This window comes from Paenibacillus sp. FSL L8-0340, assembly GCF_038593145.1.
Taxonomy (GTDB): Bacteria; Bacillota; Bacilli; order Paenibacillales; family Paenibacillaceae; genus Paenibacillus_AQ.
The window spans coordinates 1,201,432-1,227,461 of the sequence record NZ_CP151967.1; the positions used below are offsets into that span (position 1 = coordinate 1,201,432).

General features: G+C 52.9%; 22 protein-coding genes and 1 other annotated feature. Of the genes, 16 read left to right on the plus strand and 6 right to left on the minus strand.

Annotated elements, in window-relative coordinates; translation table 11 throughout:
- The first annotated feature begins 271 nt into the window (after positions 1 to 271).
- The 3 genes from gltB (at position 272) to NST07_RS05450 (ending at position 6,725) form a co-directional block, all read left to right on the plus strand.
- Entirely contained in the window at positions 272 to 4,867 is a 4,596-nt protein-coding gene (gene gltB, locus NST07_RS05440; RefSeq protein ID WP_341090129.1) for a glutamate synthase large subunit, read from the plus strand.
- Positions 4,868 to 5,026: 159 nt separating this feature from the next.
- Positions 5,027 to 5,944, plus strand: coding sequence for an ABC transporter ATP-binding protein (locus NST07_RS05445; RefSeq protein ID WP_342481925.1), 918 nt, complete (start codon positions 5,027 to 5,029; stop codon positions 5,942 to 5,944).
- Positions 5,937 to 6,725 carry a DUF2705 family protein gene (locus NST07_RS05450; protein ID WP_341090130.1) on the plus strand — a complete coding sequence of 263 codons (789 nt, stop codon included), beginning with the start codon at positions 5,937 to 5,939 and terminating at the stop codon, positions 6,723 to 6,725. The genes NST07_RS05445 and NST07_RS05450 overlap by 8 nt, the downstream gene beginning before the upstream one ends.
- Before the next feature lie 75 nt (positions 6,726 to 6,800).
- Here NST07_RS05450 and NST07_RS05455 read toward each other — a convergent pair whose 3' ends face one another.
- Complete coding sequence (locus NST07_RS05455) at positions 6,801 to 7,250, minus strand: polymer-forming cytoskeletal protein (RefSeq protein WP_341090132.1); 450 nt, start codon at positions 7,248 to 7,250, stop codon at positions 6,801 to 6,803.
- A gap of 13 nt (positions 7,251 to 7,263) precedes the next feature.
- A complete protein-coding gene (locus NST07_RS05460) occupies positions 7,264 to 8,505 on the minus strand; it encodes a peptidoglycan DD-metalloendopeptidase family protein (RefSeq protein ID WP_342481185.1) in 1,242 nt (413 codons plus the stop codon).
- A 232-nt stretch (positions 8,506 to 8,737) separates the two neighbouring features.
- Here NST07_RS05460 and cls point away from each other — a divergent pair, with 232 nt between their 5' ends.
- Positions 8,738 to 10,168 carry a cardiolipin synthase gene (gene cls, locus NST07_RS05465; protein ID WP_341090135.1) on the plus strand — a complete coding sequence of 477 codons (1,431 nt, stop codon included), beginning with the start codon at positions 8,738 to 8,740 and terminating at the stop codon, positions 10,166 to 10,168.
- Positions 10,169 to 10,337: 169 nt separating this feature from the next.
- Positions 10,338 to 11,246 (plus strand): YitT family protein, encoded by a 909-nt coding sequence (locus NST07_RS05470; protein WP_341090137.1) that lies wholly within the window; start codon positions 10,338 to 10,340, stop codon positions 11,244 to 11,246.
- Between the two features lie 180 nt (positions 11,247 to 11,426).
- Here the strand turns inward: NST07_RS05470 and ligD are convergent, their stop codons facing one another.
- The 3 genes from ligD to NST07_RS05485 form a co-directional block, all read right to left on the minus strand.
- On the minus strand, positions 11,427 to 12,311 hold the full coding sequence (gene ligD / locus NST07_RS05475) for a non-homologous end-joining DNA ligase (protein WP_341090138.1): 885 nt from the start codon (positions 12,309 to 12,311) through the stop codon (positions 11,427 to 11,429).
- Positions 12,312 to 12,385: 74 nt separating this feature from the next.
- Positions 12,386 to 13,333 carry a DNA ligase gene (locus NST07_RS05480; RefSeq protein WP_341090139.1) on the minus strand — a complete coding sequence of 316 codons (948 nt, stop codon included), beginning with the start codon at positions 13,331 to 13,333 and terminating at the stop codon, positions 12,386 to 12,388.
- A 62-nt stretch (positions 13,334 to 13,395) separates the two neighbouring features.
- The gene (locus NST07_RS05485; protein ID WP_341090140.1) at positions 13,396 to 14,358 is read right to left on the minus strand and encodes a Ku protein; all 963 of its coding nucleotides are present in this window, start codon (positions 14,356 to 14,358) and stop codon (positions 13,396 to 13,398) included.
- Between the two features lie 247 nt (positions 14,359 to 14,605).
- On the opposite strand from NST07_RS05485, the gene NST07_RS05490 reads away from it, so the two are divergent.
- The 7 genes from NST07_RS05490 to NST07_RS05520 all read left to right on the plus strand — a co-directional run bounded on the left by NST07_RS05490 (position 14,606) and on the right by NST07_RS05520 (position 21,113).
- Positions 14,606 to 14,794, plus strand: coding sequence for a hypothetical protein (locus NST07_RS05490; RefSeq protein WP_341090143.1), 189 nt, complete (start codon positions 14,606 to 14,608; stop codon positions 14,792 to 14,794).
- Between the two features lie 215 nt (positions 14,795 to 15,009).
- A complete protein-coding gene (locus NST07_RS05495) occupies positions 15,010 to 15,195 on the plus strand; it encodes an H-type small acid-soluble spore protein (protein WP_076113499.1) in 186 nt (61 codons plus the stop codon).
- A 324-nt stretch (positions 15,196 to 15,519) separates the two neighbouring features.
- Positions 15,520 to 15,990 (plus strand): tRNA (adenosine(37)-N6)-threonylcarbamoyltransferase complex ATPase subunit type 1 TsaE, encoded by a 471-nt coding sequence (tsaE, locus tag NST07_RS05500; protein WP_341097564.1) that lies wholly within the window; start codon positions 15,520 to 15,522, stop codon positions 15,988 to 15,990.
- Entirely contained in the window at positions 15,987 to 16,820 is an 834-nt protein-coding gene (gene tsaB / locus NST07_RS05505) for a tRNA (adenosine(37)-N6)-threonylcarbamoyltransferase complex dimerization subunit type 1 TsaB (RefSeq protein ID WP_341090145.1), read from the plus strand. Before tsaE ends, tsaB begins: the two co-directional genes overlap by 4 nt.
- Positions 16,817 to 17,341 carry a ribosomal protein S18-alanine N-acetyltransferase gene (gene rimI, locus NST07_RS05510; protein ID WP_341090146.1) on the plus strand — a complete coding sequence of 175 codons (525 nt, stop codon included), beginning with the start codon at positions 16,817 to 16,819 and terminating at the stop codon, positions 17,339 to 17,341. Before tsaB ends, rimI begins: the two co-directional genes overlap by 4 nt.
- A complete protein-coding gene (gene tsaD, locus NST07_RS05515; RefSeq protein ID WP_341090148.1) occupies positions 17,338 to 18,387 on the plus strand; it encodes a tRNA (adenosine(37)-N6)-threonylcarbamoyltransferase complex transferase subunit TsaD in 1,050 nt (349 codons plus the stop codon). Before rimI ends, tsaD begins: the two co-directional genes overlap by 4 nt.
- A 447-nt stretch (positions 18,388 to 18,834) precedes the next feature.
- Positions 18,835 to 19,125 (plus strand) — a binding site (T-box leader).
- Positions 19,126 to 19,538: 413 nt separating this feature from the next.
- Positions 19,539 to 21,113, plus strand: a complete 1,575-nt coding sequence (locus NST07_RS05520) for a 2-isopropylmalate synthase (RefSeq protein ID WP_341090150.1) — start codon at positions 19,539 to 19,541, stop codon at positions 21,111 to 21,113.
- 479 nt (positions 21,114 to 21,592) lie between these two features.
- Here the strand turns inward: NST07_RS05520 and NST07_RS05525 are convergent, their stop codons facing one another.
- The gene (locus NST07_RS05525) at positions 21,593 to 23,548 is read right to left on the minus strand and encodes an ABC-F family ATP-binding cassette domain-containing protein (RefSeq protein WP_342481186.1); all 1,956 of its coding nucleotides are present in this window, start codon (positions 23,546 to 23,548) and stop codon (positions 21,593 to 21,595) included.
- A 279-nt stretch (positions 23,549 to 23,827) separates the two neighbouring features.
- Here NST07_RS05525 and NST07_RS05530 point away from each other — a divergent pair, with 279 nt between their 5' ends.
- From NST07_RS05530 to tatA, 4 genes are all read left to right on the plus strand, one after another.
- Complete coding sequence (locus NST07_RS05530) at positions 23,828 to 24,469, plus strand: 5-formyltetrahydrofolate cyclo-ligase (protein WP_341377460.1); 642 nt, start codon at positions 23,828 to 23,830, stop codon at positions 24,467 to 24,469.
- Complete coding sequence (gene moaC, locus NST07_RS05535) at positions 24,460 to 24,933, plus strand: cyclic pyranopterin monophosphate synthase MoaC (RefSeq protein WP_076113504.1); 474 nt, start codon at positions 24,460 to 24,462, stop codon at positions 24,931 to 24,933. Before NST07_RS05530 ends, moaC begins: the two co-directional genes overlap by 10 nt.
- Before the next feature lie 175 nt (positions 24,934 to 25,108).
- Positions 25,109 to 25,594 carry a MogA/MoaB family molybdenum cofactor biosynthesis protein gene (locus NST07_RS05540; protein WP_038586695.1) on the plus strand — a complete coding sequence of 162 codons (486 nt, stop codon included), beginning with the start codon at positions 25,109 to 25,111 and terminating at the stop codon, positions 25,592 to 25,594.
- A gap of 128 nt (positions 25,595 to 25,722) precedes the next feature.
- Positions 25,723 to 25,965 (plus strand): twin-arginine translocase TatA/TatE family subunit, encoded by a 243-nt coding sequence (gene tatA / locus NST07_RS05545; protein WP_341090153.1) that lies wholly within the window; start codon positions 25,723 to 25,725, stop codon positions 25,963 to 25,965.
- The last annotated feature ends 65 nt before the right edge of the window (positions 25,966 to 26,030 follow it).

Below are 26,030 nucleotides of genomic sequence, written 5' to 3' on the forward strand. Positions count from 1 at the left end.
AAGCTGTACCGCAAAAGCAATTGTTAATCAAACTCATAAAAAAGTTTAAATTGCGCTCATGTCAGGTCGATGATAAAATAATATAACCAATCTGCCCTGAATAATTATTAAGATTTTTCTCTGAAATATTTTCCTGTAAATATAATGTAAGTAGAGCTTGCGCTTTACTTTTCCCTTATATTTTTTGTGAAAGTGATGCCGCCGTTATGCAGATCGGCAAGCGGGTTCTTCCGATGATAACTTCTACTTTATTATAGAAAGGTTGCGTACAATGAGACACACTGAACTGCCCGGCAAACAGGGCCTTTATGATCCCCAGTTCGAAAAAGATGCATGCGGCATGGGATTTGTTGCCCATATTAAAGGCACACCGTCCCATGATATTGTAAGTAACGCTTTGACTATGCTCTTCAATATGGAGCATCGGGGGGGCCAGGGTAGCGAGCCGAACTCCGGTGACGGAGCCGGCATCATGCTGCAAATTCCGCACCGTTTCTTTGCAGGGGAAGCCGCTAAGCTTGGCTTTGAACTGCCGGAGCAGGGCCGCTATGGCGTGGGTATGATCTTTCTGTCTCATAACGAGGAGATCCGTGCCCGCCACGAGGCGCTATTGAGCGACATTATTGCAGAAGAAGGCCAAGAGGTGCTTGGCTATCGCGATGTGCCTACCTTTGACGAAATGCTGGGCAAAACTGCCAAGGCAGCGAAGCCTTATGTCCGTCAGGTATTCATCGGCCGTTCCGCAGGCGTCAAGGATGAATTGGCTTTTGAACGCAAGCTGTATGTAATCCGCAAACGCGCAGAACTTGCAATCCGCTATGGCGGTACCGAAGAGGGTGAGTCCTTCTACGTGCCAAGTATGTCCTGTCGTAAGATCGTATATAAAGGCATGCTCACAACTGAGCAGGTAGGCCAGTTCTATCTGGATCTGCAGAACAAAGAGCTGGAATCCGCGATTGCGCTTGTCCACTCCCGGTTCAGCACCAATACGTTCCCGAGCTGGGAGCGTGCCCATCCCTACCGTTTCATGATCCACAATGGGGAGATCAACACCCTGCGGGGGAATGTGAACTGGATGCACGCCCGCCAGTCGCTGTTCAAGAGTGAAGTATTCGGAGAAGACCTCAGCAAGATCAAGCCGGTTGTTAATCCGGACGGTTCCGACACCGCCATGTTCGACAATACGTTCGAGTTCCTGTATCTCAGCGGACGTTCCTTGCCGCATGTGGCCATGATGATGGTACCTGAGCCTTGGAGCAACCATGACAGCATGGATGAGCAGAAGAAGGCATTCTATGAATACCACAGCACCTTGATGGAGCCGTGGGACGGGCCTGCCGCGATGGGCTTCACCGACGGTGTGCAAATCGGAGCCATTCTTGACCGTAACGGTCTGCGTCCTGCCCGTTATTATGTAACCAAAGATGATATGATTATTTTATCCTCTGAAGCAGGAGTTCTTGATATTCCGGCAGAGAATGTACTATATAAAGACCGCCTGAGACCAGGCCGGATGCTGCTCGTGGATACGAAGCAGGGCCGGATTATTTCTGACGAAGAAGTGAAAGCATCCATTGCTTCCGAGCAGCCTTACCGCCAATGGCTGGATGAGCATCTGATCGGACTTGACGAGCTTCCGGATGCACCTGAACTGCCGAACCCGAAACATGACAATGTGCAGCAGCTGCAGCAATCCTTCGGCTACACCTTTGAGGATTTGCGCAAGGTGCTGGAGCCTATGGCTTCAACCGGCGCCGAAGCTGTCGGCTCTATGGGCTATGATGCTCCGCTGGCTGTGCTGTCGGATCGTCCGCAGAGACTTTACAACTACTTTAAACAAATGTTCGCACAGGTAACCAATCCGCCGATTGATGCAATTCGTGAAGAACTGGTAACGTCAACCGCTACGACAATCGGACCGGAACGCAACCTGCTGAAACCAGAACCGGAGAGCTGTCGACAGATCTCGCTGGAATCGCCGATTTTATCGAATGAGGATTTCGCCAAGATCCGCCATGTCCGCCGGGCGGGCTTCAAATCGATGTCTATTCCGATTCTGTTCCCGGCTGAGCTTGGAGCGGAAGGACTGCGTATCGCACTGGAGCGCATGAATGAGGCTGCTGACCGCGTAATGGCCAAAGGTCATAATATTCTTATTCTGTCCGACCGCGGTGTGGACCGCGAGAATGCGGCCATCCCGGCTCTGCTGGCTGTATCCAGCCTGCATCACCATCTGATCCGCTCGGGAACACGTACGAAGGTCAGCATTTTGCTGGAGTCCGGCGAACCCCGTGAAGTCCATCATTATGCGCTTCTTCTGGGCTATGGCGTAAGTGCGGTCAATCCGTATCTGGCCTTCGAAAGTCTGGATGACATGATCAGCCAGGGCCTGCTGCGCGGAATTTCGCATGAGAAGGCTGTGAAGAACTACATTAAGGCTGCGACAAAGAGCGTAGTGAAAATACTGTCCAAAATGGGTATCTCTACTATTCAATCGTACCGTGGCGCACAGATCTTTGAAGCTGTTGGACTGAATTCAGAATTTGTCGACCGTTACTTTACCTGGACGCCTTCCCGTATTGGCGGTATCGGCCTTGAAGAAGTGGCGGCAGAAGCGCTGATTCATCATAACCGCGCCTTCACCGACAAAGACGGCAACGATAAAGTGCTTGATTCCGGCGGCGAGTACCAATGGCGCAGCGACGGGGAAGAGCATCTGTTCAACCCGCAGACCATTCATCTGCTTCAGCACTCCGTGCGGAGCGGCGATTACAATATGTACAAGAAATATGCAGCACTTGTTCAGGGGGAAAGCGAGAAACATCAGACGCTGCGCTCCATGCTGCAATTCAAATCGGCAAATCAGCCAGTTCCGCTGGAAGAGGTGGAATCGGCAGAATCAATTATGAAACGGTTCAAGACCGGTGCGATGTCCTTTGGTTCGATCAGTAAGGAAGCACATGAGACGCTGGCAATCGCCATGAACCGCATCGGCGGCAAGAGCAACACCGGTGAGGGCGGCGAAGATCCGGCACGCTTTATTCCGGACAGCAACGGTGATTCCCGCCGCAGCGCAATTAAACAGGTGGCATCGGGACGTTTCGGGGTGACTTCGAACTATCTCGTGAATGCGGATGAAATTCAGATCAAAATGGCACAGGGGGCTAAACCTGGTGAAGGCGGACAGCTGCCGGGCCGCAAGGTATATCCATGGGTGGCAGAAGTGCGCGGCTCCACAGCAGGCGTAGGTCTGATCTCACCGCCGCCGCATCATGATATTTATTCCATTGAGGATTTGGCAGAGCTGATCTACGATCTGAAGAATGCCAATCCGCGTGCCAGCATTAACGTAAAGCTGGTGTCTGAGGTAGGCGTTGGAACCATCGCTGCCGGTGTAGCCAAAGGCCGTGCTGATATCATTCTGATCAGCGGTTATGACGGAGGAACCGGCGCATCGCCGATGAACTCTATCCGCCATGCCGGTCTGCCTTGGGAGCTGGGTCTCGCTGAGACCCATCAGACACTGATGCTGAATAACCTCCGCGACCGTGTCGTGCTCGAGACAGACGGCAAAATGCTTAGTGGCCGTGACCTGGCAGTAGCAGTATTGCTGGGTGCTGAAGAATATGGATTCGCTACTGCACCGCTTGTAGCCGTAGGCTGCATCATGATGCGGGTGTGCCAGATGGATACCTGTCCGGTCGGTGTTGCAACACAGAATCCGGAGTTGCGTAAGAACTTTACAGGCGATCCACAGCATGTTGTTAACTTCATGACGTTCGTGGCGCAGGATCTGCGTGAGATTATGGCTGAGCTTGGTTTCCGCACCATTGAAGAAATGGTTGGACGCACCGATTGCCTCGACGCTGTACGCGCTTCGAGTCATTGGAAGAAGAAAGGTGTCGATCTGAGCAGCTTGCTTCATACTCCGGCAATGCCGGAAGGAAGCACACGTTTCCGCAGCAAACGCCAGAACCATGGTCTTGAAGAAACGCTCGACGTTTCGAAGCTGCTGGAGCTGGCTGCACCTGCACTGGAATTCGGTACGGTGGTTGAAGCCTCGCTGCCAATCACGAACGTGAACCGTGCGGTAGGAACGATTCTGGGCAGCGAACTGACGCGCAAATATGGAGCGGCAGGCCTGCCTGATGATACGATCCGCCTGCATTTCAGCGGATCTGCCGGACAAAGTCTTGGCGCGTTCATGCCGAAAGGGATTACGATTACGGTCGAAGGCGACTCCAATGACTATGTGGGCAAAGGGCTGTCCGGCGGCAAGCTGATTATTAAGCCATCGCCGAAGGCAACCTTTGCCGCTGAGGACAATATTATTATCGGGAATACGGCGCTTTACGGAGCGACCGGCGGCGAAGCTTACATCAGCGGCATCGCCGGCGAACGGTTCGCCGTCCGCAACTCCGGTGCGAATGTCGTCGTTGAAGGCGTGGGCGACCATGGCTGTGAATATATGACCGGTGGACGCGTCGTTGTGCTCGGTGAAACCGGCCGCAACTTTGCAGCAGGGATGTCCGGTGGTATCGCTTATGTATACGATCCGAACAACAACTTCATCAAACGCTGCAACCTGGAAATGGTGCTCCTGGAGCGGGTCGAAGAACCGGACGAAATCGCTGAACTGCACAGTCTGATTGCCCGTCACACGGAGCTTACTGACAGTGCCGCGGGAAGACGGATTCTGGATGGCTGGGAAGCGGCTCTGCCGAGTTTTGCCCGAGTAATTCCAAAGGATTACAAACGGATGATGGAGCAAATCCGCAAAGTTGAGCAAACAGGCTTGACCGGCGAAGCTGCACTAATGGCAGCCTTTGAAGCCAACATGCGTGAGCTTGCCCGTGTCGGTGGCTAATCTTTAAGCAATTGTCGAAGAACAAGGGACCGTCTCCTTCTGTAATGAAAGGAGACGGTCCCTTTATAATGTAATGTATTTTTCCTGATTTTCATGAAAAAGGTAAGTTGTGGTAGTATAGAAAGATAACTGACGAAAGGGAGTGAAATAATGCCAAATATGGCAGAAGTGTTGAATCCTGTAGCCAGCATTAAGGGCGTCACCAAAAAAATAGGCTCCAAAGCGCTGGTCAGTAATTTAACGCTGGACATTCCGTCCGGTCAAATATTTGGGTTTCTTGGACCAAACGGCGCCGGGAAAACAACGACAATTCGCATGATGGTAGGGCTTATTTCGATTAGCGAGGGAGACATTCTGATCTGCGGCCGCAGCATCAAGGATCAATTCGAAGAAGCGGTAGCCAATATCGGGGCCATTGTAGAGAATCCGGAGATGTACAAGTTCCTGACCGGATACCAGAATTTGCGTCAGTATGCGCGCATGGTGCCGGGTGTAAACAAGCAGCGGATCAATGAGGTTGTGGAGCTCGTCGGGCTTGGACAGAGAATTCATGATAAAGTAAAAACCTATTCTCTGGGCATGCGCCAGCGGCTTGGTGTCGCTCAGGCCCTGCTGCATCGGCCGAAGCTGCTGATTCTGGATGAGCCGACAAACGGGCTTGATCCGCAAGGGATCCGTGAGCTTCGCGATTATTTGCGCCGTCTTTGCCAAGATGAGGGAACAACGGTGTTTGTCTCCAGCCATTTGTTGTCCGAAATGGAGCTGATGTGCGACAGCGTCGCCATTATCCAGAATGGCCGGCTCGTAGATGTGAAACAGCTGAAGACAGTGGGAGACGCAGTGATGCCAGCTGGGGAAACACTGTTTGAGGTGAGCAATCCGGAAGCGGCGTTTAGCCTGATTGGCCGTGGAGTATTGAGAGAAGGCGGTCTGGCCGTCGTGGCGGGCCGTGAGGAAGTGGCCGAACTGAATGCGAAGCTGGTGGCAGGCGGCATCAAGGTCTACAGCATCAAAGCGCTGTCCCGCTCACTGGAAGATCAATTCTTGGAAATTACAGGAGGTGAAGGCATTGGGTGAGTTCGCTGCTCTCATACATAATGAGAATATCAAGATTTACAGCCGTGTACGTACATGGATTATGTTGTTCATTCTGGCCTTAATGAGTGCGCTGTTTCCAGCACTGTTCTATTTCACCAGCAGTGGTGATATGTCCAGGATGGGACTATGGCAGAGCTTTCAGACGACCGTGAGCATTGCCTTTTTCCTGAATACGATCTTCACGGTTGTGGTTGCATCCGACTCCGTGGCGGGCGAATTTTCCTGGGGAACAATCAAGCTTTTGCTGATTCGCCCGTGGAGCCGCTCCAAAATACTGCTCTCAAAATATATTTCCATGATCCTCTTCAGTCTGCTCAGCACAGCAATATTAATTGCTTTCGCTTATGGTTCGTCATTGATCTTCTCCCCTTCAGCGGAAGCGGGAGCGTTCAACTTCGGAAATTGGAGTCCGGTTGAATACTCCTTCCTCGACGTGCTCTGCCGTTATGTTGAGCTGTTTCTAACCGCTGCGCTTGCCTTTATGGTTTCCAGTGTATTCCGGGCAAGCGGACTGGCGATCGGTCTGTCTTTGTTTATTATGTTTACCAAAAATTTATTTATCGCCATCTTTAGCCCGGAAAGGTATGAGTGGGCTAAGTATCTGATCTTTACCCACATGGATTTGCGGGGATATATATTGAGCGATGCGGGTCCTGGCGGTGTAACCCTTGGGTTCTCTGCCGCCGTGCTGGCTGTATATTATCTGCTGTTTCTGGCGGTTTCCTGGATCGTATTCCGTAAAAGGGATGTCGCCGCTTAAGACCGTACGTAAATGGAATGTGAGGCGGGTGCATGTGGGAAGCTGCGGGAATGAGCCCAGACAGGTTCAAACCGTTTAGCCGGCTTCCAGTTTGCTCTGCGCCTTGGAGGCACGTTTACCTGCCTTGTCCTTATTCTTATCTTCCTGAAGTCCGCCCGCTTTCTCCGGGGCGGGCTGTTCTGTCATGCCTATGGAACCGTTAAGCACACTTCCCTCCATAATGCTGAGCGTCCCTGCAAGGATGTTGCCGTGGAGTTGTCCGGTTCCAGTCATGGTGAGGCGGCGGTCGGCGGTAACATCACCGAACACTTTGCCGGCTATAATGATCTCCTGAGCTTTAATGCTGGAACGGACCGTTCCTTGTTCACCTACGGTCACTGTCCCCTGGCACTGAATTTCCCCGCTGAAATTGCCTTCAATCCGCAAATTAGTATCACACTGCACCTTGCCCTCCAGTGTACCTCCAAGACCAATCAGCGAGTCAGTAGACTTAAAGGATGCCTGCTGCTTTGGTTTATTCCACACTTTTGATTCCTCCTTAGGGTTTTACATAATTGAGCGGATTTACCGCCTTGTTCTGTTTTACCACCTGAAAATGAAGATGGGGACCTGTACTGCGCCCCGTATTGCCCAGCATTCCGATTTGCTCGCCTTTGTTCACCTTGTCACCAGCTTTGACGGTCATTCCGTTCAAATGCATGTACCAGGTCTCCAGACCGTTTGTATGCTCGATAATAATGTATTTTCCTCTTGCACCCATCTGATCGGAGGCGGTGACCACACCAGCCATTGCTGCATAGACAGGATCACCGATATCACCGGCAATATCAATGCCGGAATGATAGGCGGAAACGCCCTTGAAAGGGTCGGAGCGGTAACCGAAGCTTGAGGTGATCACATTGGAGTGGGTGGGCCAGATCACGGCCGGTGCCAAGCGGGCTTTTTCGGCGAGCGCTTTTTTGGCCTGAAGGTTGGCTTGAACGCTGTTTGCCCTCTCGGCCTGGGTAATCGTGGTGGAGATGCTGTTCACCATCTCTTCAAGCATGCTGCGGATTTCTGCATAATCATCTTTAGTTTGCCGGACCAGCTCCAAGGGATCCTCCTGATAGACCGCGATATATTCACCGCCTACCTGTGGGGTTACCTTACTGCCCAGTACCGATGAAAGCGCCCCGATCCGGTAGCTTACACCGGACAGCGAAGAAGAATTGGAAACCGCTGCAGCCGTGTAATTTACACCATTTATCACTGTTGTAACGGCTGGAGCAGATCCGTCTATGGTGTCCAGTGAAGCTGTGGCATGAGAGAGCGTCCCTGATGACGCATTGGAGGAGGATGTCTTTTCGGTATCGGAGTCTGTGCCTGTACCCTTACCTTTACCTGGGTCTGTTCCAGTGGTGGACCCGCTCTCCTTGTCAATCAGCGACTGGAGCTGCGCTTCCAGCTCACTGACACTTTTTAGCTTGTCTTTGATGTTCTCGGCCTCCTCCGACAGCTCAGTCACCTGACTGCGGAGCTGCTGGAGTGTCTGGTCCTTATCGGCGACCTTCATTTCCATTCGAAGATTAGTCAGGGATAGCGCCGCTGCTTCCGATTCCAGCTCCGCAATCGAGCGGGAGGCATGAAAATGCATGGAGGTGACCAGACTGGAGATAGACAGAGCGGCTGCGGCCGGGAGGGCCAGGGCAAGCGGCCTCGATAGCTGAAGTTGTCTGACCGGACGTCCGGCTTCGCGGACGACGAGCAGTGTAATCTTGTTATGATCGGGCTGACTCTTCATAGCTACTCCTTTCTGCGGCTTGTGCAGCCGCCTCGTGGTAACTAAAACTCCGTGCCTGCGAGTGTTAGCTATTAAATGGGCTCATCCGAATTGTCCTACTACTCTATGTATTCCAGGCCTTTGGCGAACATGACAACGGTTTGGTTGAATAAAGAAGGAGAGTTACGGCAAAACCTGTTGTACGAAGCTCAGGCAGGAGACAGCTATTCTAGACTTTCAGGAGGTGTGCGCCTTGAGAATATTTGCAATTATTTTATGCCTTTTTATTCTGCAGATTGCCGTAATACTGATGCTGGAGCACCGCCGTCCGCAAAGAGCGCTGGCCTGGCTGTTCATTACATTCTGCTGCCCGCCTGCAGGGCTGTTGTTCTATTATTTTTTGGGCCGTGATTATTGGCAGAACCGCAGGATCGGCAAACGCTGCTCGCCGCTGCTACGTGAAATTCGCACCCACGTCTCCGGCAAAATTAAGATTGTGAAAAATACGCCAGACACCGGGAACCCGGAGTTTGAAGGCCGCGATGAACTGCTGCATCTGCTCTCCAGGCTCTCGGAAAGTCCAGTTACCGGACGCAATAAGTGCCGGATACTTTCCAGCGGCCAAGAGGCCTATGAGGATATGCTGGAAGCGATGGAAACGGCGCGGGAGAATATCCATCTGGAGTTCTATATTTTTCGGGATGATGTCACCGGTGAGCGGTTTAAAGAAGTCATGATCCGCAAATGCCGCCAGGGGGTTAAAGTGCGTCTGCTATGCGACGGCCTCGGCAGCCATAAGCTGAGCCGCGGATTTATTCGCACCTTAAAAAATGCGGGCGTAGAAGTCCATTTCTTTCTGCCGCCGCTGACCTCACTTATGGACCGCCGCTTTAATTACCGCAATCACCGCAAAATCCTGGTTGTTGATGGTCTAATAGGATATACGGGCGGATTGAATGTCGGGGATGATTATTTGGGCAAGGACCCCAAGCTGGGCTATTGGCGGGATACCCACCTGCGGCTTGAAGGAGATGCAGTCTATAATCTGCAATACGTGTTCCTCAAGGATTGGAGATTGGCGGCAGGAGACGCACTTAGCCATCCGCGCTTTTTTCCAAAGCACAGCTGTGAAGAACAGGAGACTGTACTGATTGTGGCAAGCGGGCCTGATGGAGCAATAGATGCCTCTCTGGAGATGTATTTTGCTGCATTATGTGCAGCCAGGCAGCGAATCTGGATTGCTTCTCCGTATTTCATTCCCGATCCGACGATTTGCCGGGCCCTTAAGAATGCTGTGCTCAGCGGTGTGGATGTGAGAATTATTATCCCGGCCACACCAGACAACAGGCTGGTTTATAATGCTTCTCTATCCTATCTTGAGAATCTGCAGGATGCCGGGGTGAAATTCTACCGCTACAAGAAGGGATTTATGCATGCCAAAGTCATGATCATAGACGATCTGCTGGCTACTGTGGGCAGTGCCAATCTGGACATGCGCAGCTTTTACTCCAACTTCGAGCTTACCGCGGTGCTGCTCCAGCCGGAGATCATTACTTCACTTAAGTCAGCGTTCCAGAATGATCTCAAACATAGCGAATTTATTGACCCTGGGAAATTTAGCAGGAGGGGACGAAATGTCAAGTTGATTCAAGGGCTCTGTCAGCTGCTTTCACCGCTATTATGACGGAAAAATGGTCAAAATCCTAACTTTTCGAAGGCGCAAACATGTTCCGTTCCTTATTTTAGCTTCTTTTATGATATAATATAGGTATAAGAAGAAATTTAAGAAAGTATAGCTCAACAATTATGCTTTCGATTATTCTTGTTTATACTTTTTTTATAGGGGGAGTTCTATGACTGTAAGCCAAAAAGTCTTTACGAATGAGGAACAGAAGAAACCGCAGAAGTCGGGGGCTTTGAAGACCGCCAGACTGGCCCATCGGATCATTATGATGGTGCTCGGGGCGGGTATGATGTCTGTTGCACTGGAGATTTTTCTTGTTCCCAATCAGTTGATTGACGGCGGAATTACGGGTATTTCTATTATGCTGTCCGATATTTTTGACATCCCGCTCGGGATTTTGCTTACGCTGCTTAACTTGCCGTTTCTGGTTATAGGTTACAAGCAGATTGGCAAAACCTTTGCCTTATCCACATTATTTGCCGTAGTAGTAATGTCCATCGGTACTCAGCTGCTGCATCCTGTAAATCCCATAACGGTGGAACCACTGCTTGCCGCAGTGTTTGGGGGCGTCATTCTCGGCGTGGGTGTAGGGCTCGTTGTACGCTATGGGGGATCACTGGATGGTACAGAAATTGTCGCCATTCTTTTGTCTAAGAAGCTGCCGTTTTCCGTAGGTGAGGTAGTTATGTTTTTCAACCTGTTTATTCTTTCGAGCGCAGGTTTTGTGTTTGGCTGGAATAATGCGATGTTTTCTCTAATTGCTTACTATATTGCGTTTAAGCTGATTGATATTACGCTTGAGGGGCTTGATCAATCCAAGTCGGTATGGATTATCAGCGATAAATTCCGTGATATCGGCGAAGCGCTGACCGAGCGTCTGGGACGCGGCGTTACCTATCTCGATGGGGAAGGCGGTTTCTCCGGTGAGAACAAGAAAGTGATCTTTGTGGTAATTACCCGTTTGGAAGAAGCCAAAATGAAGTCGATTGTTGAGGATTGGGATTCCGATGCCTTTATCGCAATTGGCAATATCCATGATGTTAAAGGCGGCCGCTTTAAGAAAAAATCAATCCACTAGCGATTCTCACAACCTGAGCGCTATCCGAAGGAAGGTATATTTACGAAAGTCAGAGTAATCAATAGGGTGGCTTGCGTTTGGCAGCGCCGTATTCTCATATATAACCTTCCGTCCAAAAACTGGACGCCAGATAAGCCCGCAGCCTGAAAAGGCAGTTGCGGGCTTATTGCTGCTTCAGAATCAAGGGAGCCGGGAGATAATGTTCTCTACCGGCTGAGGCGGTACGCTAACAATTAAATCGCCCATGCGGCTGAGGCGTTCCTCAATATTCAGCAGATGAAAATCTGCAGGGGAGACATTGCGCTGCACCTCTTCCCATAAGAGGGGAGTAGAGACGGTGGCCAGCGGTCTGGCACGAGGTGTATAAGGAGCGGCAAGGGTTTTACCTCCGTAATGCTGAAGATAATCAAAGTAAATTTTGTCTCCGCGGTGTTTCTTCAGCCGCTCCAGAGTGAACAAATCAGGACGTTTCTCGGTGACATAACGTCCCACAAAATGCCCGATCTTGCGCAAGTCATCAAAAGTAACACCGGGCCGAATAGGAATGATGATCTGCACACCTGTGGCCCCCGAAGTCTTCGGAACGGAAGCCAGTCCCAGTGATTTCAATACTTCACCGACAGTGGCGGCCGCTTCCATGATCCGCGGCTCCACCTCAAGGGAGGGATCAAGATCAATCATCCATTCACAGGGAAGCCCGCTTCCCGCATAGTGCAGGGAAGGGTGAAACTCCAGTGCAGCCAGATTGCCCAGCCAGAGCAGCTCCGGCAAGCCCTGAAGTACGATATAGTTGATTTTGTCCTGTACCGCTGTTCGGACAAAGTCCGGCAGGGGGTCCGGGGCGTTTTTTTGATAAAAAGACGTGCCGGAAATACCGTGGGGGTAACGGATTACCGTCAGCAGCCGGTCCCGGCAATAGCGCAGCAAATACGGCGAGAGTGCGGCAAGCTTTTCCAGATAGATGCGTTTGGTAATCCCTGCTTCGGGCCATAATGGTTTATCGGGGTTCGTTATCGTAATTTCTTGTCCGGCTATAGTAATGGAGCCTTTGATTGTTGCCGGCATGCCGGATCTCCTCCCTTCCCGTCCTCGTACATAACTGCAGCACACACTTTTTGCGCTTAATCCCTTGTTTCTAATTACTCCTTCTGCTCAATCCGGCAAGACTGCGGCGGCAGATCTACTTGTGCTTGAATGACCGGCTGGCGAAAGGTACCTGAGCTGTTCCATTCCAGAAAATGAAGCTTGAAGACCAGCTCGGGCTTGATCCATACCGCATCCTTGCTGCGCTGGGGCAGGGCTGCAAAAGGCATCTTCGGTACGGTGAGGCGGTGGGCTTCCGCAGTCACGTTCCGCCAATCCGCTGCCGTCATTCTGCCCGCACCGGCATGACCGATGTAATGCAGCTTGCCTTCGTTGTCGTACAGGCCGAAAAGCAGCGCATTTACAATCCCGTCACGAAAGGTTACCCCGCCGGCGACGGCAGTTACATCGGAGATGATTTTCCGCTTCTGCCAGCGTTTGTCCTTCCCTCCCGGCGCGTAAGTACTATTCACGTCCTTGCATACGATGCCTTCCAGACTGCCGCTTTGGGCTGCGGAGAACAGCTCCGCCGGATTGGCATAACTCGGCACATTCTGGACATGGGGATGGGGCAGCAGCATTTCATTTAAGTACTGCTGCCTCCGGGATAAGGGCTGATCGAGCAGCCATAGTCCGTTGCAATACAGGATGTCAAACACCATATATAGAACAGGAACCTGCGGTCTAACCGCCCGGATGGCCGCTTCATTCTTCAGGCTGTCGCGGCGCATGACCTCATGGAAGGAAGGTTTGCCGCCACTGAGCGCAATGACTTCTCCGTCAAGGATAAAAGAGCCGGCCCGGCAATAGCTGCGGGGCTCGGCCAGCTCGGGATACTGTGGCGTGCGGCGGTTGCCCCGGCGGTTAATGAGCTCGGCATGGCTGCCATCGTAATAAGAAAGCATGCGTACACCGTCCCATTTGATTTGTGCGATCCACTCGCTGCCGGACGGAAGCTGTGCGGCCAGTACAGGCTCAAATGGAATGACAGGCTGCAGCTTCATAGCAACCCCTCCTAAAGGGAATATAAGCGGGAAAAGCGCTTAGGCTTCAACCCGTGCAAAGCTTAGGAAACCGTATCTTTGCTCTTGGCGGTACGGCGTTTCGGCTTGGGTGAAATAACCGGAATCGGGCCGGTTGCTTCGTTAAGCACAGCGGCTGCGGGAGCGGAGGCTGTGGCCTTGGCGGTTTTTTTCCTGGCAGCGGCTGTTTGCGGTTTGGCAGCAGAACCGGACGGGGAGGGCCCGGGGTCCGACGGGATATGCTGGACTGCTTCGATGCTGGCCTGCAGCGCGGCCATCAGGTCGATTACATTGCTCTCCTGCCGCGCCGGAGCAATATGGAACTCTTCACCGGCAATTTTATGTGAGATCAGATCCAGCATCCGCTGGCGGTAATCATCGGTATATTTTGCCGGCTCGAAGGGTGTGGACAGCTGGGAGATGAGCAGTTTGGCCATATCCAGCTCCTTGTCATTGACCATTCCGGCTTCCGGCAGGCCTGGAACCTGGGAGACGGGCCGCACCTCATCGGGATAATAGATGGTTTCAATCGCCAGGCAGTCCGACAAGACACGGATGGCGGCGAGACTGCTTTTGGAGCGGATGGAAATTTTGGCAATGCCTATCTTTCCGGTCTGGCGCATAGCTTCCATGAGCAGCCGGTAGGCATTCATCCCGGCCTGATCGGGAGAAAGATAATAGGTCTTTTGAAAATAAATCGGATCTATCTCCGTTAAATCCACAAAGTCTAGAATGGTGATGCTTTTGCTGCTCTCCTCGGTAAGCTGATCCAGGTCCTCTTTGTCGAAGAGGACAAACTTTCCCTTCTCATACTCATAGCCTTTGCCGATTTCTTCCCAGGCTACTTCCTTGTCACACACGGGACATTTGCGCACGTATGACAGCGGACTGCCGCATTCCTTGTGGATATAACGCAGGGAAATGTCCTTATCCTCCGTGGCGGAGAACATTTTGACCGGAACATGTACAAGGCCGAAGCTGATGGCTCCTTTCCAAACGGTATGCATGGATATCGCCTCCTGATAATAAGTGCTTTGGCTTAGTATGGGGCGGCGGGGCTTTTTCTAGCCGGATGCATTTTTTGCGAACCATGGGAAAAAATAAAATCAGGTCCCCATGGACGAGCAGCGTCATTTTGCATCAGCTTGCGGTAGAAGACTGGGAAATGGAAGCACAATGAAGTACACGGAGAACAGTGAATTAGGCAAACCTTGAAGGATGAAAAAAGAATCAGGAAGGCAGAGGAGGTACTATATGGGGCGTGGACCGAATGAATGGATCGACAGCTTATCGGAGCAGGATATTCCGGCAGAGGTCGTGGATTGGGAGAACATTATTGCGGTACGGGATGACAATGGGTTAAGTGATGAGTCAGAGCACCTCGATGCCGTGGCGACGATTGGTGAACCGCCTACTGCCGAGGAGGAGACAGAGGAACATTGACCTTAGTGTGATGTTGTGAAGGAATGGAGCCAAGCCAGTGTGCAAAAAAGCGTATATTTACAAAAATAAAGAGCAAGCTTCCCGAAGCTAGTTCTGTACGAAGGTAAATCAATGGGGCATCTGCTCACAAAACTTAAGTACAAGCTTCCGAAGCTAGTTTTGTCGAAGCTAAAACAATGGAGCATATGCTTACAAAACTTTAAGGAGCCAAAAAAATGGATGTACAGCGGGCGAAGGCTATTTATGCCTCCAAAGAAATGATCTCCGTACATTTGGATGGAGAGCCGGTATGGATTGAGCATGTTGATGCGGATAATGGCATGGCTACGGTGCAGGTCGGCTCTCGGCCGACCAATACGCATACCGTCGGTGTGGAACGGCTGGAGGAGCAGGGAAGTTAGAATTAATGGCAGGCAATGAACCTAACCGATTGAAGGGATACCCCCTGTTCAGTCGGTTTTTTGTATTTGCCAATTGTCGCTGCATTCGGATTATGAAACCGTTAGAATAAGTGGACTCGCATAACCTGCTCTCCCTGCGCCCGGGAAAGGATAACTGCACTTGCAGCATAAGAAAGACCGGCAACGGGGGCTTTGCTGCCGAGGGACAGGAGTAGATCGGGTTGTTGCGGTAGCAGTACCATACCGATATAATTAAGAGTATTGTTACCGGCAAGGTATATTCTAAAAGGTGGTAGTTGCAGCTTGGACAATAATGTTGAAACGGTGTTTACTTACCGTTCTTACAGCTTGCAGGATACGGAGCTGCTCGCTGCCGCTGTCGCTGCTGCTTCAACGGCGGGGATGGTTATCGGCCTGGACGGCGATTTGGGTGCGGGCAAAACGGCATTCTCGCAGAGGTATGCCCGCCATTTGGGCGTACAGGGGATTGTAAACAGTCCTACTTTTACAATTATTAAAGAATATGAAGGCAGATTGCCGCTGTATCATATGGATGTATACCGGATTTCGCTTCAGGAAGCGGACGAGCTGGGGCTGGATGAATATTTTTACGGGCGGGGCATTTGCCTGGTGGAATGGAGCAGTATTATACAAGAGTTGATGCCGCCGGGGCATCTGCATATATACATGGAAACAGCCGGGCCGGACGAACGACTGATCACGGTTACCGGAATCGGAGAGCCTTACGGCGAGGTCTGCCGGGCTCTGATCCAGAAGTGGGGTAAAGAAAGATGACGAATGAAAATAAAGAGCCGCGCAAGCGGTTTTTGTCGCTGGATACATCAACGGCTGTCCTGGGTGTGGCCATAACGGGAGACGGCAGGCTTTTGCATGAAATCAATGCATCCGGGGAGCGGAACCATTCGGTTCATCTGCTGCCGATTATTCAGGAGGCTTTGCAGGCCTCGGGGACTACCCCCGGTATGCTGGCTGGAGTCTCCGTCGGAGTCGGGCCCGGTTCGTATACGGGAACCCGCATTGCGGTTACAGCAGCGAAGACGCTGGCCTGGGCCTGGAAGGTTCCGGTAGCAGGTGTGTCGAGCCTGCATGCACTGGCCTGGGGCGGCTTTGGCGCCGCTCTTGCACAGCAGCACCCGGAAGCCGAAGGACAGGTGCCGGAGAAGGCCGGGAACGGCCCGGACTGGATTATTCCGCTGCTCGACGCGCGCCGGGGTCAAGCCTATACAGCGTTGTTTGCCGCAAGTGGCGATGAGGCCCCGCGGCGGCTTGAGCCCGATGCGATCCGCCTTATGGCAGATTGGGTGCTGCAGCTGGAAGAACGGCTTAAGCAGGCAGCAGCAGAGGGTGTAAAACCCCGTATCCTGTGGTTTGTCGGGGAGACCGAGCTGCACGGCAGCGAGGACAGCCTTCGTACATTGATGGAAGAAGGTTGTGTGCGGGCCGTGCCTTATGAGCTGGAGGGCCGCTGGACAGGCTTCCTTGGTGAGGAACGGCTGCTGGCGGGGAGTGACGATATTCACGGGTTAATCCCGAACTATACCCAGCTTTCCGAAGCGGAAGCGAATCTGCGCCGGAGCAGTGAAGGGAGCCTGAACAAAAGATGACGGAATCGGAGCCAATTAGAGACCCGGAGAGCGAGCTTATTTTCCGCCTGATGAAGCTGGAGGATATTCCCGAAATTCTTATAATTGAGCGGGAAGCCTTCACTATGCCATGGACCGAGGAAGCGTTCCGCAACGAGCTGACGCATAATCATTTCGCTAAATATATGGTTATGGAGCTGGAGAGCCATATTATTGGATACGCCGGAATGTGGGCAATTGTGGACGAGGCCCATGTGACGAACATCGCCCTGCTCGAGGCCTACCGGGGACGAAAATGGGGGGATAGGCTGCTGGATGAACTGATGAAGACAGCCGCTTATTTAGGCATGAAGTCGATTACGCTGGAGGTACGGGTCTCCAACGAGGTAGCCCAGAATTTATATCGGAAAAAAGGCTTCCGGCCCGCGGGTACCCGCAAGGGCTACTATTCAGACAACCGTGAGGATGCGCTTATTATGTGGGCGGATCTGCCGGAGTACGAGGAGCATGGAATGATGGAAGGAAGCGTGGATCTGAAATGAAGACAGAAACGGGCGGAGCTCAGCCTGTACTTATATTAGCTATTGAAACCAGCTGTGACGAGACATCGGTCGCGGTCATCAAGGACGGCAGCGAGGTGCTGTCGAATATCATTTCAAGCCAGATTGAGACGCACCGTGCGTTTGGTGGTGTAGTTCCTGAGGTGGCTTCACGCAAGCATGTCGAGGTTATCACGCTGGTGATCGAAGAAGCGCTGACAGCGGCGGGTGTTGAGCCGCAACAGCTGACCGCAGTTGCCGTAACGCAGGGTCCTGGGCTGGTCGGCGCGCTGCTGGTTGGCGTAGTTGCGGCCAAGAGTCTTGCGCTGGCCTGGGGCAAGCCGCTGATCGGCACGCATCATATTGCCGGGCATATTTATGCCAACCGGCTGGTCAAGGAATTGCAATATCCCTGCATGACTCTTGTAGTGTCCGGGGGACACACTGAACTCGTGAATATGGAACGGGAAGGGGAATTCCGGATCATTGGACGCACCCGTGACGATGCAGTAGGCGAGGCTTATGACAAAGTGGCGCGGGCCCTTGGTTTTCCTTATCCCGGCGGCCCCCATGTAGACCGGCTGGCCCGGGAGGCGGAGGAAGCTGTGCCGCTGCCGCGGGTCTGGCTGGAGCCGGATTCCTATGATTTCAGCTTCAGCGGTCTGAAGTCGGCTGTGCTGAATGTAGTCAACCAGAGCAAGATGAAGGGGCTCACACCGGATGTTGCCGGCATCGCCCGCGGTTTTCAGGAGTCGGTTGTCGAGGTGCTCGTAGAGAAAGCCGTCCGTGCCGTAAAAGCCTGCGAGGCCAAACAGCTCCTTCTGTGCGGCGGGGTTGCCGCGAACAAGGGCTTGCGTGAAGCGCTGATTGCCCGTTGTGACAGGGAAAAGATTGAACTGATCATCCCGCCGCCAGTGTACTGCACCGACAATGCAGCGATGATCGGCGCAGCGGCCTATATCAAGTGGATGCATGACGGAGACACACCGCTGGACATGGTGGCCGATCCCGGCTTGTCGCTGGAGAAGTGGTCGGTAGCCGCCTATTGACAGCCTCTGGAGGCGCGGGTATAATCAAGGGCAATTAAACGAAACAAACGCGATGAATGGAAGCAGTAAGGAAACTCCGGGATAAGAGAGCTGCGGGCAGGTGCGACGCAGTCGAAGGAGCCCTGAACTCGTCCGGGAGCGGAGCGGTGGAAGCAGGGGCCTCCTGTTCACAGGAGCGTTGAACGGCGTGGAGGATTGCCGTACCTTTCGTACACCGTTACGGGTTACCTCCGTGAGAGGGTGGTCGGGTAAGACAGGCGGAATTATTATGAGGCCGGATGATCTTACTTGGCTGTAAAGTGGATATCTTAGGATGGCAGAGGTTTGGCTGATCCGTGATATCAACAAGAGTGGTACCGCGAAGGTTAACAGCCTGTCGTCTCTTGAATGAGATGGCAGGCTTTTTTGTATGGATTTTCAGGGATGCAGAGGTCAAAATCAATATCAATACACGCAATGAACGGGAGCAGTAGATGACGAAGGTGAACAGAGAGCTGCGGGGTGGTGCAACGCAGTCACCGGAAAACATTGAATCTCGCCCGGGAGCGGAGCGGCGGAAAGGCTTGAGGTACGCCGCAACGGTTGTCCCCGTTAACGGACCTTCATGTATCGCGGTTGGTTCCTTATGGAACCGGTACGATACATGGGGAAGAGCTGGACGCAGCTGGGCTTGGCATTGCCAGGAGCCTATGCGTCAAAAAGAGTGGTACCGCGGAGGGGTGACCCGCCGTCTCTTTATTGAGACGGCGGGTTTTTGCGTTGTTCAGGAGGTGAACGGGGGTACCGGACACCTCCGGTAACGGCGTTTGAGAGTGACGGCTTTCCGCATGCTGCGGGAGGCACACTCTCTACTTGCTGCCGGCAGCAGTGGGCGGGAAATCAGCAGAGCCGCAAGTCGACGTGCGGTTCTGCACAAGAAGTGCCAGGGAAGAACACGTAAGACCTAACTGGAAGACAAAGTGTGAGACAGACAGGATGACAATATGTTAGACAGACTGTAATACAAACTGTAATACAATCGGTAAACCAAAAATGTAATCCAAAATGTAATACAAAAGCTCAGACCACCACGCTGACCAACTCAGCAAAATGCATACTCACACTAAGGGGATGCGGTCAATCAAATCAACCCACTTTCAGGAGGTTATTCCATGATTATTCCGGTGAAGAAACGTATACAGATTTTTGACACGACGCTGCGAGACGGTGAGCAGGCCCCCGGTGCGAGCCTGACTCCCGAGCAAAAGATAATATTGGCCTACAAGCTCGCTGAACTGGGTGTCGATGTGCTGGAGCCGGGTTTCCCGGTCTCGAGTCCGGGTGATTTTGCAGCGGTGGAGACGATTTCCCGCAAGGTGGAGGGCGTAGAGATTTGCGGCTTCGCCCGCGCGGTCAAAGGTGACATTGATGCCGCAGTCCGGGCAACCCGGGACGCGCAGCGCCGGCGGATTCACCTGTTCATCTCCTCTTCCGACATTCACCTGCGCCATCAGCTGCGTAAAAGCAGACCCGAGGTGGTTGCTGCCGCCCGCGAAATGACAGCCTATGCCCGCCAGTTCTGCGATGTCGTGGAATTTACCGCCATGGATGCCGCCCGGACGGGGATCGATGATCTGATCGAGATGGTGGAAGCGGTCATTGAAGAGGGGGCGACTATTATTAATCTTCCGGATACAGTCGGCTATGCGCTGCCGCAGGAATACGGAGAGATGTTCCGCCGGGTGCGGCTGGGTGCCAGAGGCGGCGGGAACGTGAGCTACAGTGCCCATTGCCACAACGATTTAGGCCTTGCTGTAGCGAACAGCCTGGCAGCGATTGCGGGCGGTGCGACCCAAATCGAGGTCACGGTCAACGGCGTCGGTGAACGTACAGGCAACTGTGCATTGGAGGAGTTGGTTATGGCTCTGGAAACCCGTGGGGACGTCCTTGGCGCAGAGACGGGAATCGTCCTCGAAAAGCTGTACGATACTTCGCGGATCATCAGCGGGGCGATGCATTTTCCGATTGCCTACAACAAGCCGGTTGTCGGCAGAAACGCCTTCCAGCATGAATCGGGGATTCATCAGGACGGCCTGCTGAAGGACCGCAGCACCTATGAGATCATGGACCCTGAACGGCTGGGCATTCCGCGCAGCATGATCATTCTGGGTAAGCATTCCGGCAGACATGCGCTGAAGGACCGGGCAGCGAAGTACGGTATTGCCCTGGATTCGGCAGAGCTTGATACGCTCTACGAATCGTTCAAGGAGACCGCTGACCGTCAAAAGGCTGTCAGCGACGACGAACTGCTGCGGATGGTCAGCAGCACAACAGGGCAGCAGGCGCAGGTCTACGGGCTGGGCGAGGTTCAGGTGCTGGCCGGCAGTGCGCCGCGCCGTGTAGCTGCCGTTACGGTGCATCACCTGAAAAGCGGCAAGGAGACCTCGCATACCAGCACCGGCAACGGTCCGCTGGAGGCAGTCATTGCAGCGATCGCCCAAGGCATCACTGAAGAGATCCGCTTTGACGGTCTGGAGCTGCATTCGCTCGGCAGCGGTGAGAATGCTCAGGCTGAGGCTGCTGTAATGGTGGAATGGGCAGGCTGCAAATTCCGGGGGACAGCGATCCATCAGGATATTGTAATGGCAGCGGGGATTGCCTACATTGCTGCATGCAATTCGGCGCTGCTGTCTGCCGGGGAAGAGGCTGATCCGGTGGCAGCGGAATTTCAGGCCGCGGAATCCTAAAGAAGCGCGAAGAATCCTCCTCAGGCCGTTGAGTTTTCTGGCTGAGGAGTACATGGAAAAGCCCTCATCCTGTGCACAGCAGGATGAGGGCTTTATTACTGCTGGAGCACCTCTACTTTTTTTGACGAAAAAGGTAGAAAATTAGCGAATGCATCTTTTGTCAAGATGTGGACAACGTTATCCACATATTCTGTCTGAGTTGTGTAAAAACCGTGTAAAATCAGCAATAACGCCCTTTTTTTGAAGCCTCGAAATGCTGATTTCTCCAGAGGACATTTCTTGTGGAAATTGTGGATAATGTGGATAATTCGGTGGATAAAAAGTCCTTGACAACGAAAATAGCGATTTTACGCCTAAAAAAAGGCCCCAAGGGCCTTTTTGAAGCGTGAGTTATACACGAAATCTGTGGATGAGCTTGTGGATAAGTATTTTTGAACAAATCAGAAACACTTAAAAAATATTTATTTAACGCATTTACATTATTCGTCAGCAAGGTTTTCCCATTCGCTAAATAATTCTGTAAGATTCGCTTTCTTGCTCTTCAGGTCGCTTTCATGTTCTTGAAGCGCCATATAGTCCTGATAAACTTCAGGTTTGGTCATTTCATTTTCGATACGGGCGATGTCTTCCTCAAGCCGGGCAATGTTCTCTTCCAGCTCGGAAATCCGCCGCTGGCGGTTGCGTTCCTCGCGTTTGGCCTGTTTGTCGGCTTCATAGGAAGAAGCGGTGCCTTTTTCCGCTGCTGAAGCTTCGATGTCAGCATTCCGGGACGCTTTGGCAGAGGCAAGTTCTGCTTCCTCCAGTGCGATGTCTTCAAGCTCCTTTTTCTTCTCGACATAGTCGTCATAATTTCCGAGATATTGGTCGATGCCGCCGGGGTGAAGCTCCAGAACGCGCTCGGCCATTTTATTAAGAAAATAACGGTCATGGGAGATAAAAAGCAGCGTTCCCTCGAAATCGATTAGCGCCGATTCCAGTACTTCACGGCTCACCAGATCCAAATGGTTGGTCGGCTCATCGAGAATGAGCATGTTCGCACCGCGCAGCATGAGCTTGGAGAGTGCTACCCGTGCTTTTTCGCCGCCGCTGAGGGCAGCGACTTTCTTCAGGACATCCTCGCCGCTGAACAGGAAGTTGCCGAGGATAGTGCGGATTCGCGCTTCTTCCAGCATCGGGTACTCGCTCCATAACTCTTCCAGCACCGTATTGCGCGGATTCAGCCGGGTCTGTTCCTGGTCGTAGTACGCGATTTTCACTTTTGTTCCCCAGTTGACCGTTCCGGCCGAAGGTTCGCGCGTGCCGGTCAAGCACTGCAGCAGCGTGGATTTGCCGATCCCGTTCGGGCCAATCAGCGCCGCAGTTTCGCCGCGCCGCAGCTCGAAGGAAGCGTGCTGAAACAGCGGTGCTGATTTTTCGCTGAAGGCCACAGCGACGTCACGGAGCTGCAGCACCTCTTTGCCCGACATGAAATCAGGCTCGAAGGAGAAGCTGGCCTTCTTGAGATCACCCAGCGGTTTGTCGAGGCGGTCCATTTTATCGAGTGCTTTGCGGCGGCTCTGCGCACGCTTGGTGGTGGAGGCGCGCACGATATTACGCTGCACGAAATCCTCCATCCGCGAAATTTCATCCTGCTGCTTCTCATATTGCTTCATGCGGATTTCATACTCCGCAGCTTTCAGCTCCATGTAGCGGCTGTAGTTTCCGGTGTATCTCCGGGACTGATGCCGTTCAATTTCAACGATGGTCGTGACCAGCCGGTCGAGGAAATACCGGTCATGGGAGACGACCAGGATGCCGCCGGCATAGCCGCGCAGGTAATCCTCCAGCCAGGTGAGCGTCTCGATATCCAGATGGTTGGTCGGCTCATCCAGCATGAGCAGATCGGGAGCCTGAAGCAGGATGCGGGCCAGTGCCAGCCGCGTCTTCTGCCCTCCGCTTAGCGTCGCGATAGGTGTCTCCGGTGCAAATTCACCGAAGCCCATACCATGAAGCACGCTGCGAATCCGCGTATTCATCTCATATCCGCCGTGGTCCTTGAACCAATCCGAGCGTTTGGCATACCGTTCCAGCAGGTCCTCATACCGCTTGGGATCCTCCGCGAGCCGGGGATCGGCGATACTGGCTTCCAGCTGCCGAAGTTCGGCTTCCGCTTCAATCAGCGGAGCAAAGACAGCCAGCATTTCCTCCTGAATGGTCTTGTCCGACTGTAGGCCGCTGTTCTGGGCCAGGTAGCCGATTGTAGTTTCCTTGGATTTATGAATTTGCCCGCTGTCAAAAGACATCTCGCCCGCGAGAATCTGCAGAAAGGTGGATTTGCCCGCGCCATTGACGCCGACGAGCCCCACTCTTTCCTTCTCGTTTACTTGCAGACTTATGCCGTCCAGCACGCTTTGTATCCCATATGATTTCGTAATTCCTGTCGCTTGAAGAAGCATACCGATGAAACCTCCGCCCTTGCTTATTTCGCCTCGGCTTTGAACGCTTCGGCCATATTACATACTTATTTCTATAGTTTACATGAAAAGCGTTTGCGGCGCGAGAGGTGCACCCCAGCGTCCAAGGGGTAAATCCGGGTACTGAGGCGAAAAATAGTTAGGCATTGATTCGTATAACAACGTGATTCAAGCTACCTTGGCGAACCGGGGAGAAGAGTGGTAAACTGAGTTTACAAACTATGATAAGCTAGGTATATGGACAAGAGGAGGGTGCTGCCTATGACGGGCCAAAAGCTCCCGCTAGCTGAGTGGAAGCGGGAGCTTCGCGCGGAGAAAGCCGCCCTCCGTGACAGTCTGTCCTTGGATCAGAGGACGTCCTGGTCTTCTCTGGCCTGCAGTCATGCATCAGAATGGCTCCGGCAGGAAGGAGCATCTTCATTCATGGCCTATGTTTCGTTCCGCTCGGAGCTGGATACACGTCCGCTTATCACCGCGGCTTGGGCGCAAGCGCGTAAGGTATTGCTGCCCCGGGTAATTCAGGCCAGCGGAAGGATGAGCCTGCATGCGGTAGCTTCCTGGGAGGATTTGGCGCCGGGAGCTTACGGGATTCAAGAGCCGATTACCGGCGCTATAGAGCTCCAGTGCCCTGAGGGAGTGCCGGATGTGGTATTCGTGCCGGGGCTGGCCTTCGACTCTCGGGGCGGACGGCTCGGTTACGGGCGCGGCTACTATGACCGCTTGCGGGCAGCCTGGGAAGCGGAGCTTCCGGAAACCGCCAGACCGCCGGTATGGGCCGGACTGGCGTACGGACTGCAGCTGGTGCAGGAAGTGCCGATGGATGACCATGATGCCTATATGGACATGCTGATTACGGAAGACGGCATTATTCATTGCCGGAAGGAGAGAGAGCTGTGGAGTTAACCCATTTCAATGAGCAGGGCAGAGCGCGCATGGTGGATGTCAGCGACAAGGAAATTAGCAAGCGGACAGCTGTCGCGCGGAGCAAGGTGCAGATGGACCCGAACACGCTTGCGGCCATTAAAGCGGGCAAGATCGGCAAAGGCGATGTTATGGCTGTTGCCCAGGTTGCCGGAATTATGGCCGCGAAGAACACCTCCAGCTGGATACCCATGTGCCACCCGCTGCCGCTTACCGGTGTTGATATCAGCTTCTCGGATAACAGCGAAGATGAACTCTATATAGAAGCAACCGTCAAGACGACCGGAAAGACCGGAGTGGAGATGGAGGCGCTGACTGCGGTTTCTGCGGCGGCGCTGACTGTATATGACATGTGCAAGGCGCTGCAAAAGGACATGATTATCGGTCCGACGATGCTGGTATCCAAGAGCGGCGGGAAAAACGGAGATTACGCGCTGGAAGCATAGCAGTGGCAATAGGCTTAGCTCAGTAGCAGATACCTGAGTGACATTCACAGTATCACCCGCAGGCGTAAGCATTTGCTAAAAAGGGCGGCGCAGCCGTTCTTCTTGGCGGAAAGCGCGAGAAGGCAGCACATTGCAGGCCTTCCATACATAATACATAGAGAGGGAGGGACAACCTATGGCGTGGAAAACAGCAATCCTGACGGCCAGCGATAAAGGGGCCAGGGGCGAACGGGAAGACACGAGCGCCCAGGTTATTCGGGAGCTGGTGGAAGAGGAGCTTGGCGGTGAGATTATAGAGTACCGTATCGTGCCGGATGAGCAGGATGAGATCATTGCTGCTTTGATTGAACTTACGGATTATTTTCAGGCAGATCTGGTGCTGACTACCGGAGGGACTGATCTGGCGATTCGTGATGTTACGCCGGAAGCTACACGGCGTGTGATTGAGCGGGAGGTGCCCGGCCTCTCTGAGGCCATGCGCAGTACCGTCATGCAGAAGAACCGCGCGGTTATGCTGTTCCGCGGCATTTGCGGCATTCGCGGGAGAACGCTGATCGTTAATTTGCCGGGTACACCGAAGGGTGTCCATGAGAATCTGGCAGCGATAATGGATCAGCTTCCTGAAGCACTGCTCATGGTAACCGGCCAGTACCGTCAATAAACTTGTCAATTCCAGTAATGTCACAGGAATCACTCCGGATAACAGATGGATGTGTGACATAAGTTATGGTATTATTAATTTATTGTTAACAATATCATGAACGGACAAAGTGACAAGGAGGAATGACTATGCTAAATACTATTGGTGCTCCAGGAATTATTTTACTGGTCATCTTAGCGCTATTGCTCTTTGGCCCCAACAAGCTTCCTGAGCTTGGCCGGGCAGTCGGGCGGACCTTCCGCGAATTTAAGGACGGGGCGCGTGAAATTATCAGCGAACCTGAGCCGGCCAAGAAGAGTGAGGCTCCTGTTCCGCCGGCCCCGCACATATTAGCAACAGAACTCCCGCAGGACAGACGCCTGCCGGAGTAATACCATCCATTACGCGGGGGCGTTTCTCTCAGTTCTGTTTCAGACTGGGAAGACGCCCTTTTTTT

Bases quoted from the DNA above. Each gene is read 5' to 3' on its own strand.
- rimI (WP_341090146.1), top strand. From the start codon at position 16,817: ATGACGGAATCGGAGCCAATTAGAGACCCGGAGAGCGAGCTTATTTTC.
- tatA (WP_341090153.1), top strand. From the start codon at position 25,723: ATGCTAAATACTATTGGTGCTCCAGGAATTATTTTACTGGTCATCTTA.
- NST07_RS05525 (WP_342481186.1), bottom strand. From the start codon at position 23,548: ATGCTTCTTCAAGCGACAGGAATTACGAAATCATATGGGATACAAAGC.
- NST07_RS05480 (WP_341090139.1), bottom strand. From the start codon at position 13,333: ATGAAGCTGCAGCCTGTCATTCCATTTGAGCCTGTACTGGCCGCACAG.
- NST07_RS05485 (WP_341090140.1), bottom strand. From the start codon at position 14,358: ATGCATACCGTTTGGAAAGGAGCCATCAGCTTCGGCCTTGTACATGTT.
- gltB (WP_341090129.1), top strand. From the start codon at position 272: ATGAGACACACTGAACTGCCCGGCAAACAGGGCCTTTATGATCCCCAG.
- NST07_RS05495 (WP_076113499.1), top strand. From the start codon at position 15,010: ATGGATGTACAGCGGGCGAAGGCTATTTATGCCTCCAAAGAAATGATC.
- NST07_RS05460 (WP_342481185.1), bottom strand. From the start codon at position 8,505: ATGAAGAGTCAGCCCGATCATAACAAGATTACACTGCTCGTCGTCCGC.
- NST07_RS05530 (WP_341377460.1), top strand. From the start codon at position 23,828: ATGACGGGCCAAAAGCTCCCGCTAGCTGAGTGGAAGCGGGAGCTTCGC.
- NST07_RS05520 (WP_341090150.1), top strand. From the start codon at position 19,539: ATGATTATTCCGGTGAAGAAACGTATACAGATTTTTGACACGACGCTG.
- NST07_RS05445 (WP_342481925.1), top strand. From the start codon at position 5,027: ATGGCAGAAGTGTTGAATCCTGTAGCCAGCATTAAGGGCGTCACCAAA.
- NST07_RS05490 (WP_341090143.1), top strand. From the start codon at position 14,606: ATGGGGCGTGGACCGAATGAATGGATCGACAGCTTATCGGAGCAGGAT.
- tsaD (WP_341090148.1), top strand. From the start codon at position 17,338: ATGAAGACAGAAACGGGCGGAGCTCAGCCTGTACTTATATTAGCTATT.
- NST07_RS05470 (WP_341090137.1), top strand. From the start codon at position 10,338: ATGACTGTAAGCCAAAAAGTCTTTACGAATGAGGAACAGAAGAAACCG.
- tsaB (WP_341090145.1), top strand. From the start codon at position 15,987: ATGACGAATGAAAATAAAGAGCCGCGCAAGCGGTTTTTGTCGCTGGAT.
- ligD (WP_341090138.1), bottom strand. From the start codon at position 12,311: ATGCCGGCAACAATCAAAGGCTCCATTACTATAGCCGGACAAGAAATT.
- NST07_RS05540 (WP_038586695.1), top strand. From the start codon at position 25,109: ATGGCGTGGAAAACAGCAATCCTGACGGCCAGCGATAAAGGGGCCAGG.